Origin of the sequence: Metallumcola ferriviriculae, from assembly GCF_035573695.1 — a bacterium.
In the GTDB taxonomy this organism is placed as follows: Bacteria; Bacillota; JADQBR01; order JADQBR01; family JADQBR01; genus Metallumcola; species Metallumcola ferriviriculae.
Map to the genome: position 1 here is coordinate 3,057,876 of NZ_CP121694.1, position 18,060 is coordinate 3,075,935.

The 18,060-nt window shown below is 41.6% G+C and carries 20 protein-coding genes; 5 read left to right on the plus strand and 15 right to left on the minus strand.

The features are described from left to right. Window positions 1-154: 154 nt before the first annotated feature. From MFMK1_RS15120 to MFMK1_RS15135, 4 genes are all read right to left on the minus strand, one after another. Complete coding sequence (locus MFMK1_RS15120; protein WP_366922519.1) at window positions 155-688, minus strand: hemerythrin domain-containing protein; 534 nt, start codon at window positions 686-688, stop codon at window positions 155-157. A 6-nt stretch (window positions 689-694) separates the two neighbouring features. Then, a complete protein-coding gene (locus MFMK1_RS15125) occupies window positions 695-2,059 on the minus strand; it encodes a cbb3-type cytochrome c oxidase subunit I (protein WP_366922520.1) in 1,365 nt (454 codons plus the stop codon). 12 nt (window positions 2,060-2,071) lie between these two features. Then, window positions 2,072-2,788: a c-type cytochrome gene (locus MFMK1_RS15130; RefSeq protein ID WP_366922521.1), complete on the minus strand. Its 717-nt coding sequence runs from the start codon at window positions 2,786-2,788 to the stop codon at window positions 2,072-2,074. 261 nt (window positions 2,789-3,049) lie between these two features. Then, a complete protein-coding gene (locus MFMK1_RS15135; protein ID WP_366922522.1) occupies window positions 3,050-3,814 on the minus strand; it encodes an epoxyqueuosine reductase in 765 nt (254 codons plus the stop codon). 173 nt (window positions 3,815-3,987) lie between these two features. Here MFMK1_RS15135 and MFMK1_RS15140 point away from each other — a divergent pair, with 173 nt between their 5' ends. Next, window positions 3,988-4,602: a DUF3298 and DUF4163 domain-containing protein gene (locus MFMK1_RS15140; protein WP_366922523.1), complete on the plus strand. Its 615-nt coding sequence runs from the start codon at window positions 3,988-3,990 to the stop codon at window positions 4,600-4,602. A 72-nt stretch (window positions 4,603-4,674) separates the two neighbouring features. Here the strand turns inward: MFMK1_RS15140 and MFMK1_RS15145 are convergent, their stop codons facing one another. After that, the gene (locus MFMK1_RS15145) at window positions 4,675-5,868 is read right to left on the minus strand and encodes a pyridoxal phosphate-dependent aminotransferase (protein WP_366922524.1); all 1,194 of its coding nucleotides are present in this window, start codon (window positions 5,866-5,868) and stop codon (window positions 4,675-4,677) included. 256 nt (window positions 5,869-6,124) lie between these two features. Between MFMK1_RS15145 and MFMK1_RS15150 the strand changes: the two genes are divergently transcribed. Together MFMK1_RS15150 and MFMK1_RS15155 are read left to right on the plus strand one after the other, a co-directional pair. Further along, window positions 6,125-6,310, plus strand: coding sequence for a hypothetical protein (locus MFMK1_RS15150; RefSeq protein ID WP_366922525.1), 186 nt, complete (start codon window positions 6,125-6,127; stop codon window positions 6,308-6,310). 113 nt (window positions 6,311-6,423) lie between these two features. Next, on the plus strand, window positions 6,424-6,993 hold the full coding sequence (locus MFMK1_RS15155; protein WP_366922526.1) for a UbiX family flavin prenyltransferase: 570 nt from the start codon (window positions 6,424-6,426) through the stop codon (window positions 6,991-6,993). 96 nt (window positions 6,994-7,089) lie between these two features. On the opposite strand, the gene MFMK1_RS15160 is transcribed toward MFMK1_RS15155, so the two are convergent. The 5 genes from MFMK1_RS15160 to MFMK1_RS15180 form a co-directional block, all read right to left on the minus strand. Then, entirely contained in the window at window positions 7,090-7,686 is a 597-nt protein-coding gene (locus MFMK1_RS15160; protein ID WP_366922527.1) for a TVP38/TMEM64 family protein, read from the minus strand. Between the two features lie 140 nt (window positions 7,687-7,826). Next, window positions 7,827-8,435: a L,D-transpeptidase gene (locus MFMK1_RS15165; protein ID WP_366922528.1), complete on the minus strand. Its 609-nt coding sequence runs from the start codon at window positions 8,433-8,435 to the stop codon at window positions 7,827-7,829. A gap of 33 nt (window positions 8,436-8,468) precedes the next feature. Next, window positions 8,469-8,654, minus strand: a complete 186-nt coding sequence (locus MFMK1_RS15170) for a hypothetical protein (protein WP_366922529.1) — start codon at window positions 8,652-8,654, stop codon at window positions 8,469-8,471. Between the two features lie 140 nt (window positions 8,655-8,794). Beyond that, window positions 8,795-9,268 carry a hypothetical protein gene (locus MFMK1_RS15175; protein WP_366922530.1) on the minus strand — a complete coding sequence of 158 codons (474 nt, stop codon included), beginning with the start codon at window positions 9,266-9,268 and terminating at the stop codon, window positions 8,795-8,797. Between the two features lie 386 nt (window positions 9,269-9,654). Continuing rightward, the gene (locus MFMK1_RS15180) at window positions 9,655-10,410 is read right to left on the minus strand and encodes a MerR family transcriptional regulator (protein ID WP_366922531.1); all 756 of its coding nucleotides are present in this window, start codon (window positions 10,408-10,410) and stop codon (window positions 9,655-9,657) included. 551 nt (window positions 10,411-10,961) lie between these two features. Here MFMK1_RS15180 and MFMK1_RS15185 point away from each other — a divergent pair. Next, window positions 10,962-12,554: an HD domain-containing phosphohydrolase gene (locus MFMK1_RS15185; RefSeq protein ID WP_366922532.1), complete on the plus strand. Its 1,593-nt coding sequence runs from the start codon at window positions 10,962-10,964 to the stop codon at window positions 12,552-12,554. Between the two features lie 145 nt (window positions 12,555-12,699). Here the strand turns inward: MFMK1_RS15185 and MFMK1_RS15190 are convergent, their stop codons facing one another. From MFMK1_RS15190 to MFMK1_RS15210, 5 genes are all read right to left on the minus strand, one after another. Continuing rightward, on the minus strand, window positions 12,700-13,692 hold the full coding sequence (locus MFMK1_RS15190; RefSeq protein ID WP_366922533.1) for a rhodanese-like domain-containing protein: 993 nt from the start codon (window positions 13,690-13,692) through the stop codon (window positions 12,700-12,702). A 20-nt stretch (window positions 13,693-13,712) separates the two neighbouring features. Further along, the gene (locus tag MFMK1_RS15195) at window positions 13,713-14,753 is read right to left on the minus strand and encodes a hypothetical protein (RefSeq protein ID WP_366922534.1); all 1,041 of its coding nucleotides are present in this window, start codon (window positions 14,751-14,753) and stop codon (window positions 13,713-13,715) included. Between the two features lie 114 nt (window positions 14,754-14,867). Continuing rightward, window positions 14,868-15,119, minus strand: coding sequence for a hypothetical protein (locus tag MFMK1_RS15200; protein WP_366922535.1), 252 nt, complete (start codon window positions 15,117-15,119; stop codon window positions 14,868-14,870). An 89-nt stretch (window positions 15,120-15,208) separates the two neighbouring features. Next, on the minus strand, window positions 15,209-15,937 hold the full coding sequence (locus MFMK1_RS15205) for a formate dehydrogenase subunit gamma (RefSeq protein ID WP_366922536.1): 729 nt from the start codon (window positions 15,935-15,937) through the stop codon (window positions 15,209-15,211). A 2-nt stretch (window positions 15,938-15,939) separates the two neighbouring features. After that, the gene (locus MFMK1_RS15210) at window positions 15,940-16,800 is read right to left on the minus strand and encodes a hypothetical protein (protein WP_366922537.1); all 861 of its coding nucleotides are present in this window, start codon (window positions 16,798-16,800) and stop codon (window positions 15,940-15,942) included. 345 nt (window positions 16,801-17,145) lie between these two features. On the opposite strand from MFMK1_RS15210, the gene MFMK1_RS15215 reads away from it, so the two are divergent. Next, window positions 17,146-18,051, plus strand: coding sequence for a selenium metabolism-associated LysR family transcriptional regulator (locus MFMK1_RS15215; RefSeq protein ID WP_366922538.1), 906 nt, complete (start codon window positions 17,146-17,148; stop codon window positions 18,049-18,051). Window positions 18,052-18,060 lie beyond the last annotated feature (9 nt).

An 18,060-nucleotide genomic window follows, 5' to 3' on the forward strand; every position in this document is an offset into this window, starting at 1 on the left:
AATACTTACTCAAAATACTGAAGAGCTCAGCCCCTTACCAACTCCCCATGTATAGGAAATTATCCACAACCCATAATTTCCCATACATAAAAAAAGACAGCTCACCGATAAGGCAAGCTATCTTGGAGCTCGGGCCTGGCATATACACTGCCGGTTATTTCATGTAGTCAGCCAATCTATCAAGCTCTCCCAGCAGTTTTTCGTGGGCACCTTCACCCATCACATCAACCTCAATTCTCTCAAACTCCGCTATCACCTTTTCCCCTTTTTCCTCTATCATCAATTTATCCGCCAGGGGAAACAGCACTTCATTTTCTTTGACTATATGGTCACGCAGCATATTTACGTAACTCCTCGCCGCTTCTTTTATTTGGGTGAGGCGGTGGTGGTCAGCGCCGTCCTCAATTGCGGCAATCAGCTTCCTGCCCCGCTCGTGTTCCGTGAGCATTTGGCCGATAGGGCCGCCATCCACCGGCACACCTACCCGTTCTAGTTCTGGGAAGAGCACCTTTTCTTCTTTACCATGGTGGCAGGTATCCGCAAATTGCCGCAGGAAGCTTACTGAACCGTGGAAAAAATCCATATCTACTTCCTTACCATCATCCAGACGTCTACAGGCAGTTTCCAACAATCCCAATAACCGCTTAATCACTTCGTGTTCATGCACCAATTCTTCAGTTACTCTCATCAATAATCACCCCTTATTAATATAATCCTCATAAGTTACCCCTGTTTGGTAATATTCCGTAGAACCGGAAAATAAGCCAAGGCTGTCTTTGACCAGCCACAACGTCCCCCAAGCAAAGAAGAAACCGGCAACTAAACGCCATAACAACCAGAAGTTGGTAAAGCTGTTCTTGACGTAGGTGAAATCAAGGCCCATAATCCGCTCCATATACACCTGGGTGATGCCCGCGCCAAACATAATCAGACTCATGGCACACATACTGAGCAGCATCATCCAAAAGATACGGGAACCGCTTTTACGGGAAACCAGTGCACCGGTCATCTCCGGAACCATGTAATACATAGCCGCTATCACCAGCATGGCAAAAGCACCGTAAAAAGCCAAGTGACCGTGGGCAGCAGTCAATTGGGTCCCGTGCGTCCACTTATTAATTGAGGGTAATGTCTGCACCACACCCATCAAACCGGCGCCGACAAAGTGGGTAATAGCAGCACCAACCAGCCACAGCAGCGCCACCCGATTGGTACCTGCTGTCTTCATGCCCTTCGTGTGACGAAGGGTATCAATAACCATCAGTAGTATGGGAATTGGCTCGAGTAAGCCAAACAGCCCGCCTATCATTAACCAGTACTTAGGCGTGCCAATCCAGTAATAATGATGTCCAATACCCAATACTCCGGTAAAGACCACTAGAGTTACTTCAATATACAGCCATTTTGCCACCACTTTAGTATTCACGCCGGTGAGCTTTACCAGTAAATAAGCAGTAATGGCCGCAGCGATTAACTCCCATGTTCCTTCAACCCAGAAGTGGATAACCCACCACCAAAAAAACTGGTCCACACTGATCGAGCCGAAAAACTTCATGCCTACCAAATACATTAATGATAACCCTGTCATACCGGCAAACAGAACTCCCATAATGGCGGTCCAGCGCCGAGATTTCAAAATAGTCGCTAACACATTGAAAAGGAAAATAAGCGCGCCAATGACAATCAACCAATCTAGCAGTCGCGGCGCCTCAATATATTCTCGTCCTTCTGTCCAACCAAAGAGGAAGCCCACCACCGTGGCAACTCCTGTCAGGCCTAACAGCCAAAACTGCAAAGAAGCGAGCTTTGTGCTATATAGCTCAGATTGGGTCTCTTCCGGAACTAAGTAGTATGTCGCACCCATCAATCCCAGCAGCAGCCAAAAAACCATAGTATTCAGATGAACCTCTCTGCCAACGCTAAAGGGCAGAATATTCCTTAACAACTGCGGCCAGATAAACTGTGCCGCTATAACCAGGCCAAAAAGCACCTGCAAGCCAAACAATATCATTGCCAGCACAAAATACGGATAGGCCGCCCTTTGAGATTTATACTTCATGTTCTGCACCTCCTATTTTAATGTCACTAAGTAATTAACCAAAGCATCCAGCTTTTCTTCAGAAAGATCTGCCGCAGGCATAATAGATCCCGGAATCACTGAACCAGGGCTGCTGATAATGTTACGTAGATACTTGTCACTGCGTTTGCCACCAATATGGGATAGGTCAGGACCTACATTGCCGCCACGGTCGTCAACCGTGTGGCAGTTTGTGCATCCTGCAGTGAGGAAGATGTTCTTACCGTCAAGGCCACTTCCTTTACCGCTATCAGCACCGCTACCTTCTTGCTCCTGCCCGGTGCGTGTCGACGAGGAATCGCTGGACATTATCGCCTCGGGCGGCCAATCATTAGTATCCACCTCGTTCACCCATTCCAAGAAACGTACCACATTCTCTGCATCCGCAGCATCAAGCTGCACCGAGCTCATAGCCGTTCCCGGCATTACCGCATCAGGGTTTTGAAGAAACTTCATCAGCCAATCACTGCTGCGCTTACTGGCCTCTTTGGTTAGGTCAGGCGCAAAATAAGCACCATTACCCAAAATTGTATGGCAATTGATACAGTTTTCCCGCTGCCACACTTTCTTACCCTCTACCACGCTGACAGTAAGCGGTGGTGAACTAGCCTGAATGTGCTGCAGCGAGTCAATAGTAAGAAATATAAACACCGTGAGACTTAGAAGTGAAACAACAATAAAGAGATTCCGATGTGTTCGTGAACTTGCCATTTACACCATCCTTTCAAATTTTTATCTTAAGGTGTCCGCTTACTAAAATCCTATCGGACTTTCCAAATATGGCATATGATTCCTATCACTAATCTGATGTGACATCACTCACAGTTAACTTTAAAGCTCAAGAAAAGCGATTTCATCGCCTTCGCAATCTTAAGGTAATCGTTTTTCCTCTCCGAACCTATAATTGCCTAAACATTCAAAAAAGCCCATCTTCTCCGATGAGAAGATGGGCCGTTTTTTTTTAGTATCTAACTACCTTTGTCCTACGGGGCAGGCAGCAAGACATTTGAAGCAGAAATATTGAAATCCAATAAACCCTGCCTGATATAACCGCCAAAAATAATCATCCCGCAGCATTTCTTTCCTGTCTTCCGGTGATGCGTCAGCAAACTTACTCCAAAAACGAATGTTCCCTCCCAGACCATAAGGCTGGGAGTTCTTTAAGCACTTGAAAAAGTCAGTTTTACCCTCTTCATTTAAAGCCTGCGCCGGACATGCCTCTACGCATTGATTACATTGGTCGCATGGGTTCTCCTTTGGCGGCGCATCAGAGGTGATTTCCAAATCAGATAGTATCGCAGTAAAGATCATCCGACTGCCTAATTGGGGGTGTACCACCAGATTATGCCTGCCAAACGCCCCCAATCCCGCTGCTATGGCGGCATGCCGCAGGGAAACCTCCCCGATTACCCCTTTAGTTTTGTTATTAATATCCATCGGCCAAGAGGCAGGTACGGTCATAGCCTTGGCACCACACTCCCTTTCTAAAAACTGGGCCACCTTATAATTGCAGGAACGAGAAAACTCCATTACATCTAGCCTGCCGTTCATAGCAATCTGCGGGTTTGGGCTTTCACAGGTGGACAATTCCCTGTATGCCAGCACCACCATGCTTTTAGCTCCTGGGTAAATACTTTCCAGTGCCGGTGACTGAGGGCTTTGGTAATCTTCCACTGCGGCAATACCCACATCTTCTACGCCAAGCTCCACTGCATATTTTTTTATTTTCTCTCTCATTTTTAAACCTCCTTGTAAATGCCTTTGTTACTATATTATTTAAATATTCTGCACTTTCCTGCTTAAGACCAAAATAATTAGCAGCTTCAAATTTAATAGCAACTGTCACACCCCTGGAATAAACTAATAGAAAAAGAACACAACAGCTAAAATCAGAGAAAGGAGGCTGTCCATTGTCTCATCATGATCTTTCAGCCGGAATAGCAGAAAAAAGTATTGAAACAGAATGTATCGATGTGATATATCCCCAGGTATCACTAATTGACCAAAATGTGGAAAACAAAATTAACAGCATGATCGAACAGATGGTCAATAGCTTAGTACCCACAGATGTAGAAGATGCGGAAGGCTGTACCGTCAATGTCACCGGCCGTTATGAAATCACCGTTAATCAGGATGGTATCTTGAGTTTGTGGATTGACGTTTTCACAATTCGCCGCATGGCAGCTAATGGTATCACCATACGGGATTCTTTAACTGTAGATTTAGGTACCGGTAAATCTTACGAACTTTACGAATTATTCAAGCCGGGTGCCAATGACCGCATAGTTATCAGCGACATCATTAAGCGAGAAATAAAAAAGCGTGATTTACCCACAATTACAGAGTTCATAACTATTACTGATAACGAAGGATACTATCTTACTCCTACTGATTTGGTGATCTATTTCCAAGAAATTACCTATTTCCCCCATGCAGCGGGTATCCAGGAATTTCCTATTCCCTTCGTGGTGCTGGCCAATATGGTGCGTCCCGGCACCCCCATTGCCAAACTCCTTAATGCCTAAGGTAAGATGAACCCTTAAGCCCTTCTTTTTTAAAAGGCATCAAAAAACCCGCTTATAAGCGGGTTTTTCATGTTAGATAATGTTTCGAGTTTTTTTCGAGGAGAGTACCGCATCTATTTTTTCCAGCGCTTTTGTAATATTCTCCTGCGAATTGGCGTAAGAGAAACGCAGATAGCCATTCCCTGCTTCACCAAAAGAACTGCCGTTGAGAGCCGCGACACCACCTTCTTCCAACAGCTTATTGGCCAAGGTTTTACTATCAAACCCAGTGCCCTCTATATTGGGAAACGCATAAAAGGCCCCCTTAGGAGTAGGACAGCGAAAGCCATTGATGTTTCGCAAGCCCTCTACTAAAATATCTCTTCTTTCTTTGAACTCCTTGACCATTCGTTCCAGGCTTGCTTGCCCTTCTTTAAGAGCCTCCACACCGGCCAACTGCACGAAGGGCGGCGTACAGGAATGAACATTAACTGCCAGCTTGCTGAATTGCTCCACCAACATTTTAGGCATAATACCATAACCTAATCGCCAACCGGTCATAGCGTAACTTTTGGAAAACCCATCAATAATGATGGTCTTCTCACGCATTCCCGGAAAAGAAGCTATGGTAATTGGCGGCTCATCATAATAAATATCGCTATAAATCTCATCAGAAATGACCAAAATATTTTTATCCTGCAGTAAAGACACAATGGCAGCCATATCCTCCTGCGGAATAATGCCGCCGGTAGGGTTATGCGGCGAATTTAAAATAATTGCCCGAGTACGAGGGGTAATTGCCGCCTCCAATGCATCAAGGTCCATGGTAAAGTTGTCATCCTTCTCAATAATAGGGACATGCTTAGGAACGGCACCACAGTAGCGAATCACAGACTGGTAAATCGGAAAACCAGGATCAGGCAGGATAACTTCATCACCCGGGTTGACACAGGCCTGCATGGCAAAAAACAAAATTGGTTTTGCACCCGGTGTAACCACTACCTGCTCCGACAGCACTTCTATCCCCCGCCTGGCGCCGGCATGACCGGCAATCGCCTGGCGCAGTGCAGGCAGCCCTACCGGCGGGCCGTACTTGGTGTGCCCTTCCTCTAATGCTCTGGCAGCAGCCTGCAAAACACTACTGTCAGTACTAAAATCCGGTTCCCCTATTTCCAGGTGAACCACTTCCATACCCTGAGCTTGCAAACGATTGGCCTTTTCCAAGACTTCAAATGCTGACTCTGTCTCCAATAACTTTACTCTATCTGCTAATTGTATTCCGCTCAACGGCAATGTCCTCCCAGTGTGTATATTTGTATCTGCACCAAAAACAAAGATTGCTTGAAAAGATTGTAGAACTTGCAGCGAAATTTGTCAACCTTTTTGTCCTTTTTTACCATTATGAAGTCTAGGCTTAAGATAACATCTATTTATTAGCTTTAGGACATCTGTTTAGGACATCCTTCATAAGAATTAATTTTCCTAAAAGTTCCATCATGTTTCTAAGCTTTTGGTAAGAAACTATGCTTAAGGGGTGATTTAATTGACCAAGGAAGATAATAAGGAAAAGAACCTGACAGATAAAAGTACGCATGTCCCATTATCCGCAAAATGGCGGGATACTACCGCAGAGGAATTAAAAAAGATGTACGCTGTAGACATCCCCAGAGTTTCAGCCGGTGAATTGGAACAGGAATATAATTATGATGAGGGTTCTGAAGAAGAATAGTTAGTCCGACCGTAAGAAAGGTCGAAACTTGTCCCACCTCCTGCCAATTTAATTTTTCAACAAATGTTTTTATGTTATAATTTTTATGATGCGCATTGGTAAAGGAGGAAGTTATGAAAATAGTCTTAGGAATAACCGGTGCCAGCGGTGCCATGTACGGTATACGACTGCTGGAAGTCCTGCAGCAAAAGGGACACGATATCGAACTAATTATCAGTCCCTGGGCAGAGAAAACCATACACTTTGAAACTGATTACACCTTGGCTGATATTAGGCCGCTCGCAGCCAAAGTATATAACTTCGACAATTTGGCAGCAGCAGTTTCCAGCGGTTCATATCATGTAGACGCAACGGTTATTGCCCCCTGCAGCATGAAAACCTTAGCGGCCATTGCTCACGGGTATACCGATAACTTAATCAGCCGAACAGCTGATGTGGCCTTAAAAGAAAAAAGGAAATTGATACTAGTTCCTCGGGAAACACCACTAAATGTGATTCATCTAGAAAATATGAAAATAATTGCTGCCGCCGGCGGGATACTACTGCCGCCTATGCCGTCCTTCTATCACATGCCCAAGACCATTGATGACATTATTAATCAAACCATTGGCAAAATCCTTGATTGCCTTAATATCTCCCATAATCTGTTTGACCGATGGGGAGAAACTAACATCCGTGACTAATAAATAACAAATTTATTAAAACTAAGCTCAATCCACCGATTGAAGCTCATTTATTATCTAGTATACCATCCCATATTGTGTTTAAATCAACACAAATTAACCTGTACTAGTTTCGTTTATCTGCTTTACTTTTTTCCTGATAAGCACAACTACAATGAAATAGAGTAGAAAAACGGGCGCAGCCAGATAGAACTTGCTAAAATCATTAATGACCGCGGCCAGCAATCCATAAACCAAGGTTTCCGGCAAAAATCCTAAAAACGAAGCCGTAAAAAAAGAGGTAAACGGGACATTGGTTGTACCTGATACTGCGGATAAAATGTCGAAATGTACCAACATACTCCCACGTAGAAACAATATGGTTTCGAATCCGTATTGTTTTGTTTTCTTCAACCACCGATTATTGGCCCAGTATTTCAGTAAAGGATTTGCAAATCTGCGGGAGATAGAAAAGATAACTGTAGAACTAATGAAGGCGGATATGTTGAGAATAATGATACTTCCAAGAGACGAGTGGGTGGCCGCTACGATAAAGCCCAGCATAGAAATGGGTATCAAGGTAAATGGCCTAATCAAAGAAAGCACGACAATCCATCCTATTGATGTCAGATGATGACCTAAAATAAAGTTTTGTAGGTAATTATAATATACGGTGAAAAGGTTTAACCCAATAGATGGGGATAATGAGCCCATAGAATTCAACTCCCTGCTGTCCAAAAACACCTACCAAGGAAGTGGCTCTCGGCTAGCTTTCTTATAAACCACAACCTTTTGATGTTTTACTACATTTTATCCCCAATCGTTAAAAAAGTGAAGCAATAAATAGTTCCGGATCATTCGATTTCCACCATGGTACCAATGGATACCATGTCGTACAATTCTTTCACATCTTTATTATACATTCTGATGCATCCCCCGGAAGCATCAGTGCCAATAGTAGTCTCATCATTAGTTCCATGAATGCCGTATTTTTGGCCTTTGGGTGCCCGGTGATCCGGCCCTCCGTCAACCTTATTACCACGCCTATCCTTAGCAAAGGGAACCTCCATCCCCATCCATCTAGGGCCCATTGGTGCTTCAGGAGCCTTTCCTTTAGGATATAAAAGCTTATTAGTTATTTCAAACACTCCCTCAGGGGTATAGTAAGGTTCTTTCCCTGTCGACACAGTATATTCTTTTGCCAACAATCCTTGTTGAAAAAAATATAGACGATTTTTCTCTTTATTTATTAGGATATAATCTTTGGTTTTATAAATAGTCGGGTATCTACTTAAGAGGCTAAATTCAGGCATAATCTGTACCACAAAACTTTCTTTGTCACCAACCAAGAGAATGCCTTTCTCAAATGTTTCATTAATCAACGGAACCTGCCCAAGCGCTTTATCAGTAAATATCTCAGTGCGGTTTAATGCAGCCTCACCAATTCTTAATGTTTTTTCCATGCCATTAGCTTTATTTTGTAAGGTTATAGTGTCTTAATTTTGGTAGAGGATATGTTCTTTATCTTCGATAAGCTTTTTGCCTGATGTCGGGGTAGGTGGCTTTTTATTCTGACCAGGGATTGGCTTTTGTATCGGCGGTACAGTTCCAAGTAAAAAACCATAGATAATTATCGCCAATGTCACTACGATTAAAGAAACTATTGATGCCTTGCGCCACATTTCATTCACCTTCAGTTCGAGATTGCTTTAACCATATTTTTTAACAAAACCCGCACTGATATTTGTGAAAATCATGGTAACAGTTAAGTAGTAATCTAGATTATAAAGAGCCTCGGCATGAAAACCAAGGCTCTAAGGTACTAATTGGTAGTAATTTTTAAAGCGTCTACCATCAACCCTCTCTCTTCTAAAAATTGTCGCAAATCATCCATCCCACTTTTGAAAGATGCTAGCTCTTCCTCAGTAATTAACTCCCTGCCAAAAGGGGTCAGCGTAGTTTCGGTAATTTCTTGGGCAGAGTAACCACCCGCATAAGGTTCATATTTATTTACAGTGCTATCTCTATCTTGCACAACACTCTTAAGTACCATTACTCTAAAGTCCTTACCCAATTTATCTTTTACCTTTAACGTGTTACTCTCGGATAAATAATCTTCAATACGTAGTGGTACAATATTCCCTTCCGTAACCTCCAGTAATAAAAGGAGCCCTTTACCTTTAACAACTTTATAAAAGCTGTCGTTATAATTAAACCACTTACTGATTATTGGTTCTATATTTTTCTCCAGGGCCTTTTGATGCTCTAATAGAACCTCTTTTTCTCGCCAATCCATTCCAATCAATTCCTCTTCTTTACCTTCCTTACCGCAAACATTACACCTGAAGGTATGTGGAAAAGCAAAAGGAATCCAGCAGAAGAATATCCCAAAGGGAACGAATAACAGCACAATAGTACCACGCGTAAGCCAATAGATGAAGTTCTCTCAATGTTGTCACTATAACATTCCGGGCAAACTTTCAACCGATGTCTTCTCCTCTTTCTAACATTCTCTTTCACCTTTTCCAATTAGGGATTCATCCTAATAATCCCTGCATTGAGTTTGAAATTAGACCAAAGAGCATTTTGGGTTACGAAAGCAGGAAAGGGAAAAGAAATCGGTTAATAAAAAGGACCAAAAGAAGTGTGCTGACTTCGAGACTAATCTAATCTTAGCCTTTTCTAGCCAGTATAAATGAGAATTGCCTCTCTTAAAAAGGCTGCTGTACCCGGCTGCTTTTGATCATAATATGCTCTAAACCTGTTATCATCGACATACATTTGGGCTAGCCCGGCATGGCCCTCCTTACTATATTGTCCCCAACAAAGGGTTATCCACTGCTTGTGCAAACCAGCTGCTTTTTGAGCTAGGTCACTTGCCGGGTCACCAGTTTTAATTGCTTGGGAAAGTACTTCCCTAACTTGAATTTCAAGACTTGTCATTGCTTCATATTCTTCTTGTGTCATATTCTTGAATTTTTCATTCGCCTGATTCATAATATCATTGCCATACCTTTTCCGAATTTCTTCACCGTATTTCTTCTCATTATCATCAACCATTTTTAGTCTAAATCCTTCAAATTTTTCTTTATCCGTCATTTTAAGTCTCCCTTCTTTTGAAGCTAAAGTTTTATCCACATTGGCTATCAATATATCCAACTGTTCTCTCTTTTTTAGGAGCTTTTCGCGATGTTCCCTTAGTACATTTGCTGCATCAAAGGAAGGTGCCGTTATTATATTTTTGATGCTTTCTAAACTCACACCCAATTCTCTGTAGAATAGTATTTGCTGTAGCCTATCAACTTCCGCCTGCCTATAAATCCGATATCCTGACGAATTAATTCTTGCCGGCTTAAGAATGCTTATTTCATCATAATACCTTAGTGTTCTAGTGCTAACGCCTGCCAGACTGCCGAGCTTTTGTACTGTATATTCCATCTTTCCGTCCCCCTTATAACCTTACTTTACACCTTTACGCAACGTTAATGTCAATAGCTTATTAACTGATAATATACGGTTCCACAAGATAGTGTAATAGCGGCAATTAACGGGAGTAAATATTGCTTTCCCCGTAACACACATTCCTGAGGTATCTGTTTGAGGTTCAAAAATTTAATTACCATATAGATTTGGATATCAACGTACATAAGGAACAATAGGGGCTCAAATAACTGGGTAATACTACTCGCAACACCAAACAGTAAGTCTATTTGATGAAAGTATTATAGGTAAATATCCTTCCAAAGTGTTTAAAATATAGAATTCGCGCGGTGCCCAGCACACCTGTTATGGCCTTCTTCACAGCTTGCCTTTAAACTAAAACACGTATATTATTTAATTAGGCAGGTTAAGCATGGAACCCACTTGAGACCCGACAAAACAAAGGATAATAACACGTAACCTTTAAGAAAGGGGTTTTTTCTATTAGTTCTCTCAGTCCAATACATAAATGGCTTCAAACGTACAGAATATTGTTAGTGTTCGTAGTTATGGTGACTGCCTTTCTAAAACCTGATAACGTCTTGCTATTAACTTTTATTGGATGGATTGGTTTGTTTGTTTATGTGTTAATTGTCAGCCTCAAAATGTTTGGAATCAAACTTTTGTATCGTATTGAACCGTTTCCGGCAATGATTATTGATTTGGCTTTAATTTCCGTTTTGGTAAAAGTAACGGGTGACACCCATAGTGTCCTCCACCCACTATACGTTGTTGAATTTTTATTTATGGGCTACTTCTATGGCTTTAAGGAAGTATTTACAGCGGGCCTACTGGCAGCAGCTGGCTTTTATTACGCGTCCTACTCTGAACATCATATCGCGGATACCCTTATACACGTGAGCATAACATTTAGTACCGCGTTATTTATTGGCTTTATGTCACGAAAAAGCACCCTCTTGAAAAAACACTTCCAAAAGAATGCAGACGACCTCAAGATACAACAATCTAAACTCTCTAAAACACAGAATATAATTGAATCCCTTAACGAAATAGGTCTTGCTATGAGTAAAGCTGAGAATTTAGATCAGATTGCAGAACTGCTTGAAACTTATTCCCGTTTTATAAACTACACAGATAAGGCTGCTTTTATTTTCCCCTTTGAAGACCATGGTGTTATATATTTAAAGGATATTGCCAAAGAGTTAAAAATGACCCGTTTAAAAATTAATAATTTTAGCAAATTAAGCTATCAACTAGTTATTGAAGACAATAAAACAAGGACTATCACAGATGCAGAAAATGACGAACAGTACCGACGTTGGTTTGAGAATTCTAGGTCAATCCCCGGATTACGTGATTTCTTACATGATGTTAAGAGCTTAGTAATCTCACCAAATGTGTATGCAAATGAACCTTATGGACTTATTATTATGGCTAACTGTAATCATACCCATGCTTTCGGAAAAGACCAAATGCAAGTGATAACATTGTTAAGTTATTCTTTAGCAAATTACCTAAAGACTATAGACTTTTCCACAAAATTAAATGAGAGGTACCAGGAAATAGTGAAGTTGACTTCTAGGGTTGTTGACTTAAAAGACCACTATACCAATACCCACTCCCAGCAGGTGGCAAAATACGTCCGCCAAATAGGCAGTGCTTACGGTTTTGATGAAAAGAAGCTGGAGAAACTAACTATTGCTGGTTTACTACATGATATTGGCAAGGTTGGATTGCCAACTAACCTGCTTAACAAACCAGGAAAGTTAACTAACGAAGAGTTTGAACTTGTTAAGAAACACCCAGAATACGGATCAAAACTTTTGCGCGATATGAATGATTTTAAAGAAATTGCTGATTGGGTCGAACAACATCATGAACGTTTCAATGGCAAAGGATACCCCTATGGCTTAGCAGGAAGAGATATTTCATTGGAAGGTAGAATTATTGCAGTGGCAGATGCCTTTGAGGCGATGACTTCTGATAGGCCTTATCGAAAAGCGTTTTCTTATTTTGAAGCTCTACAGAAACTTAGAAAAAATTCCGGAACACAATTTGACCCTGATGTAGTAGAAAAATTTATTAAAATTCTCGTCAATGCTGATACATTAATGGAGAACACAAACGATACTGTCCTTTAGCCCCAGTTGGTTTCATCAGACAGACGCACAACTAATCCTTTTGCACCATTTAAAAGTAATTTTTTATGTGTACTGCACAAAAAAAGGCAGCGTGCCGAAAGCACGCTGCTAAATGGTATATATATGAAAGGAGGTCCACAAGAAGTTATTGCTTTACCAGCTCAAATCCATTTCCTTCAACCCAGCCGGCATTAATTCCTCTATTAAGCGATACTGTCTTAATTCCAATGAGGTTTAATACAGCATCAGTTTGGCCGGCAGTCTGCCCTGTATAGCAGGCTACTACAGCAGTTTTACCTTTTGCCATTTCTGTAATCTCAGCGAAATGCTTGGAAACTTCTTTAAAAGGAATATCAATAGCGCCAGTGACGGTTCCTTTGGCATACTCTTCATGACCCCTAATGTCGATCATTACGAATTTTTCCGGGTTTTTCTCCAGCTGATCCTTCAGATCTGGCTCGGAAATTTTATAACTTTTAAACATCCCGTTACTTGGCATTTTGTCAAAATATTTTTCCACAGCTTCTTTAACAGGCAGTTTATCGCCCCAATCATATGCTTCTGCCGCCTTAAGCTCAACGGCGTCTTGAACCATGGGATAATTCTTTGCTTTCCAGCCTAATTCCATTCCTAAATTGATGCTTCTAGCATTTATGCCCAACATATTTAACACTGCTACCGTTTGTCCAGCTGTTTGCCCTGTCCAACATACCACCAGCACTGCCTTCTTACCCTTGGCATTAGTAGCAATTAAGTCTAGATTCTGCCCAAGCTCAGCAAACGGAATATCAATTGCTCCTTGGATATGACCCTCAGCATAATGATCATGCCCCGTGATATCCAATACCAAGTAATCCTCTAGGGTCCCACTATCAAGCAGGTCTTTAACTTCATCGCTAGTAATCTTATAAATGTGACTTGGCATTTTCTCATAGTATTTAGTAGCAGCGTCCAAAATAACTTGCTGTGCGTCGACCTTAGAACCGGTGTCTTCCTTGGGTGCAGCTTGTTCAACTTGCGGTTTTTCAGGTGTTTCTGCCAGTTGGCCTTGCCCTCCGCAGCCCACAACCAAGCTAATACTAAAAATTAATACCAATAACAAGCCAAAAAACTTTAACTTTTGTCCTTTAAAAAACATTTAACTTCCCCCTTTGTGTTTTACTTTTTAGCCTCAATGGCTTCAGGAATCTCCGTCACCACATATTCTAAAGATGCCTTACTATCGGTGGGCAGAATATCCTCTTCGGTAAGAAAGACCTTTTCCACTCCATGACAAGAATTACAATCAGCTGCCTGAGGTGTGTACAACTGGGTATTATGCGTTGGTGATTCCTTCCAGCTGGATATTTTATCGAAGTTATCTAGTTCAGGATAGCCCATACCCTCAAGCGAATCACGAACCATCGGCATATGCCGTACCGTAATGAATTTATTAGGATGCAGTTCTGTCGGATTAGGATTTTTGGCAATTTTAAAAACGTCAATAACTTTTGAAGAAGGTAAAACACTGTTCTGTTTTTCATCCTTATAGGAAACATGACAATCACTGCACCCATGCGCCTCTTGAGAATGACAGACGGAACACGATAGCAAATCGGGGTCCTCATGCGCTAAGTGCATTTCAATACCCTTTTCCTCTGACAAGGTATCCGCATGACAATTGGCTGAAATACAGGTTGGTAAATCCTCCTTAACATGCATGTTTTCCGGTAAATCCCCGGTGCCATGAAAATTTGACTTAGGATGGCAATCAGTGCACACCATATCGTAATCATAATAATGGGTATCAGCAGCCGGCCCCACATTACCAATAAATTCTCCGCCGTTTCTTGTAGAGTGGCAGCCTACGCAAGTTTTCTCCATTGGTGGAACCTTTTCAAACTGGTGAGCTGAGAGCAATCCGCCTTCCTGTACCTTAGGTCGGCTTACATGACAGCCGCCGCATTCTGCATGACATTCGTTACAATCCAATTCCCAACCCTTGGTTATGGCATTTGTCCCTTCCGCCAATATGCCTTCATGGGTATATGAAATCATAGAATTAACTTGACCATTTTGTGTGTAATGCAGCGATTCAGCATAAAATTCTGTAACGTCATCATGACACTTTTCACAGACACCAAATTGCAAACCTTCATCGTTCCATTCGGGTGATGCGGGACTTTCTATCATTCCTTCATGAGCAGTTTCAGGTTCCATAGCGTTCTTGCCGCCGTGGCAGCTGCGACAGCTAATAAACCCATGGGTAGTTGTAGAAAAATCCTGAGACACGACAAACTTGTCGGTCAGCGAAAGCTTTGGAGGCGGAGCTCCTCAACCGCCACCGGCTTCTTCTACTTCCCCTTCCCCCTCCGGCTTTTCATAGGCACTTATTGCTTCAGCATCCGTATGGCATCCTTCGCAACTGGTACTGTCTAAAATCTCAATCCCTGCTTCCGCCGGGGTCTTTGGTATAGCATTTGTAGCAACAGTTGTTTGTTGAGCACACCCGGCAAAAGCTGCAGCAATCAATATGGCAATGATTACGAGAAGCAGCAGTCCATAGTAGTTTCTATTTTTAGTCAATGATTTCACCTCCTTTTAGTTAAGTAAGCACCTGTGGTAGGAAATAAAGATATAAAGCAATCAATATAGCAGCATATAACATAATCTCACTAATGAGTAGCACTAGGTTGTTGTGGTACTTCCCTGCCATCCAACGATCCCTCCTTGTTCTCAATAAGGGCTAACTCCAAGGGATATTCATGTTCCATTACTTCCCGGCTTACTTTACCAGTTAGCCAAACATTATTCATGGGGAAAAAATCCAGTGAAAAGTGTACCGCGTAAATATGCCAGGTAAAAATAACCAAAAAGGCAAGCATTCCTTCTCCCTGGTGGGCAAAATGCGAGCATTCAATGACCCACCTGGGCATGATAGCTATTGCTTTTCCCGGATATAACAAAATCAAGCCAGTAATAATCATCAGCGGCGTACCCCAGTATTCTGCCAAGTAATCTATCTTTTCTTTATAGGAGTATTTCGCAAACTGCGGTGCACTTCTTGTTAAACCACAGTAAAAACAAATATTTAATGCAAAATCCTTTAGGTCTTTCCAAACAGGCAGCATAGTTCCCCTTAAATTGCCCTTGAAAACTCTATGCACCAAATAAAACAAATGATAAACTCCCGCAATAATCATGATGACAGCCCCAGCCAAATGTATTGCAAATAATGTATTGAAGTTACCAAATAACTTGGCAAAGCTCTGCGCCCACGTTGTATACGCGAATTTAATCACGATACCGGTTACGGCGCAGCTTAAGAAACTTATCACCGTTAGATAGTGCTGAAGGCGCTGATGAATATCCCAACGTTTGTACATAGTTGATGTTCCAGTCATTTTTACACCCCCTTTGTTTCATCTTTCTTCCTAGTCAAAGCAGTTCGCAAACGATGGAATAAATCTAACTCAATGTGCAATAAGAAAACAGTGACAACAACCAAGATAAGCCATATGAATATCTCTTTTGTCAAATACATCGGCAAACTATAACCCTCTGGCTGTATTACATAGTGCTCCATGCTTTCCGTTCCTAATAGACTGCTGCCATGACAGCTTTTGCAGAGAAAAGATTTCTTTTCCTCACTAGTCATAGCGACTGGATTGTCTTGACTCAGAATTTGGTGATATCCATGACAGGTGACGCAATCTGCGGAATTTTCCGCATTAAGAGCTGCGGCCTTGCCATGAAAACTCTCTTTAAAATGTTCACTCTCTTGAGCATGGCATTTCTGCCCACAGGTATCGGCAAGACTAACCGCCGCGACGGGAGAATCCACTCCGTCAATTTTCTTAATATAATGGCCCCCATGACAATCGACACAATTTGGCTGCTCCTGTTCGCTGTTTTGGTTATGCACACTGCGGCTATACTCGAAGGTAGCTCCGGTGTGACAGTTGGCACATTTTTCAGATACTCTGTTTGTCAGCACTTTCCCGTATTGATGAGGTTCCTCAAATTTGTGGCAGCCGATACAAGCAAACTGACCATGCACCGAATTCTCATATTTCTCCTGATCCACATATAGCGAGATCTTCTTTCCCTCTTTTTCAATACCAAAAGTTTCTTTTTCGTGGCAGCTTAAACATTGCTCTTTGGTTTTAAAGGGTTTTGGCTCAGTTTCCTTTGCAGTTGCATTTGTCACACCACTGATAATTGTGATTACTATCACAATTAAAATCAAAACTGTATATCTTTTCAATTCACTCCCCCCTCCCTAACTGAATTTTTGATTAAAAAAAATCAGAGGCCAGCAAAAAACACCGGCCTCTGGACTACAGTCTCATGACTTACAGTATTGTGATCTATTTCACGACCTTGCCAAAAACAATTAGTCTTAAATTCACATACAGGAGATCCTTTTGTTATTTATATTATTCACAATTCCATGTCAGTTTTCTTTTAACCTTTTTATATGCCATCAGCGTTCCACATAACCATATAGAAATGTGTTATAGAAGCGAATATTCTTAATATTTACTTAAAAGGATAACCATAATGAATAGCGAAATAATTCCATAATATAATCTTTAAAGGGGTTATGCTAATGCAGATTAACCAATTAGAAATATTTTGTATGGTTGCTCAAATAAAAAGCTTTTCAAAAGCAGCAAAACTGCTATACATGACTCAACCGGCTGTCAGTAATCACATTATCTCTATGGAGAATTATTACGGCGCTAAGCTCTTTCACCGACATAGCTACGGTGTCTCTCTCACTGAAGTTGGCGATGTTGTCTATAAGCATTCCCAGAAGCTTTTAGACTTACATGATGCTATGGAGAAAGAAATCGACAAGGTCTTGAGCAAAGAAAATAGAAAATTAGTCGTGGGTGCAAGTTCAACCATCGGAAATTACACATTACCATGCAGTATATGGGCCTTTAAAGAAAAGTACCCCACTGTTGATATTAGTTTAGAAATTGGCAATTCAGCCACAATTATTAAAACGGTATTAAACAACCAAGTAAACCTGGCCGTGGTGGAAGGCCCTATTAATCATAAGGATTTAGAAGCTACTGATGTATTCCAGGACGAATTAATCTTAATTACTCCTCCAAAGGGGAAATGGCTAGATATCCAAGAAATCACGTTAACGGAAATAAAAAAAGAACCCTTAATTATTCGAGAACAGGGCTCAGGAATTAGAAAGCTATGGGAAGAATTCTTACAATCTAATGGACTTGACCTGACCGACTTACAGGTAGTTACCGAGATGGGCAGTATTGATGCCATTAAATCAGCGGTTGAATCAGGCCTTGGAGTTGCAATCGTTTCCAAACTCTCCGTAAAAAAGGAAATTAGGCGGGCGACTCTGAGAGAGGTTAAAATAAAAGATATTGTTTCTGATATAAATTTCCAAATTATCTACCGGCCAGAGAAAAACCAACCGACAATTACTAAGCGTTTCATCCGATTTTTGACTGTGCCCGAAGAAAGGTCCTTTTGTTAAATCCGAATT

Excerpts from the sequence above, each read along its gene's own strand:
- MFMK1_RS15185 (WP_366922532.1), top strand. The coding sequence starts at position 10,962 with ATGGTGACTGCCTTTCTAAAACCTGATAACGTCTTGCTATTAACTTTT.
- MFMK1_RS15190 (WP_366922533.1), bottom strand. The coding sequence starts at position 13,692 with ATGTTTTTTAAAGGACAAAAGTTAAAGTTTTTTGGCTTGTTATTGGTA.
- MFMK1_RS15125 (WP_366922520.1), bottom strand. The coding sequence starts at position 2,059 with ATGAAGTATAAATCTCAAAGGGCGGCCTATCCGTATTTTGTGCTGGCA.
- MFMK1_RS15165 (WP_366922528.1), bottom strand. The coding sequence starts at position 8,435 with ATGGAAAAAACATTAAGAATTGGTGAGGCTGCATTAAACCGCACTGAG.
- MFMK1_RS15155 (WP_366922526.1), top strand. The coding sequence starts at position 6,424 with ATGAAAATAGTCTTAGGAATAACCGGTGCCAGCGGTGCCATGTACGGT.
- MFMK1_RS15175 (WP_366922530.1), bottom strand. The coding sequence starts at position 9,268 with ATGGATTGGCGAGAAAAAGAGGTTCTATTAGAGCATCAAAAGGCCCTG.
- MFMK1_RS15180 (WP_366922531.1), bottom strand. The coding sequence starts at position 10,410 with ATGGAATATACAGTACAAAAGCTCGGCAGTCTGGCAGGCGTTAGCACT.
- MFMK1_RS15215 (WP_366922538.1), top strand. The coding sequence starts at position 17,146 with ATGCAGATTAACCAATTAGAAATATTTTGTATGGTTGCTCAAATAAAA.
- MFMK1_RS15160 (WP_366922527.1), bottom strand. The coding sequence starts at position 7,686 with ATGGGCTCATTATCCCCATCTATTGGGTTAAACCTTTTCACCGTATAT.
- MFMK1_RS15120 (WP_366922519.1), bottom strand. The coding sequence starts at position 688 with ATGAGAGTAACTGAAGAATTGGTGCATGAACACGAAGTGATTAAGCGG.
- MFMK1_RS15130 (WP_366922521.1), bottom strand. The coding sequence starts at position 2,788 with ATGGCAAGTTCACGAACACATCGGAATCTCTTTATTGTTGTTTCACTT.
- MFMK1_RS15135 (WP_366922522.1), bottom strand. The coding sequence starts at position 3,814 with ATGAGAGAGAAAATAAAAAAATATGCAGTGGAGCTTGGCGTAGAAGAT.
- MFMK1_RS15195 (WP_366922534.1), bottom strand. The coding sequence starts at position 14,753 with ATGGAACCTGAAACTGCTCATGAAGGAATGATAGAAAGTCCCGCATCA.
- MFMK1_RS15205 (WP_366922536.1), bottom strand. The coding sequence starts at position 15,937 with ATGACTGGAACATCAACTATGTACAAACGTTGGGATATTCATCAGCGC.
- MFMK1_RS15170 (WP_366922529.1), bottom strand. The coding sequence starts at position 8,654 with ATGTGGCGCAAGGCATCAATAGTTTCTTTAATCGTAGTGACATTGGCG.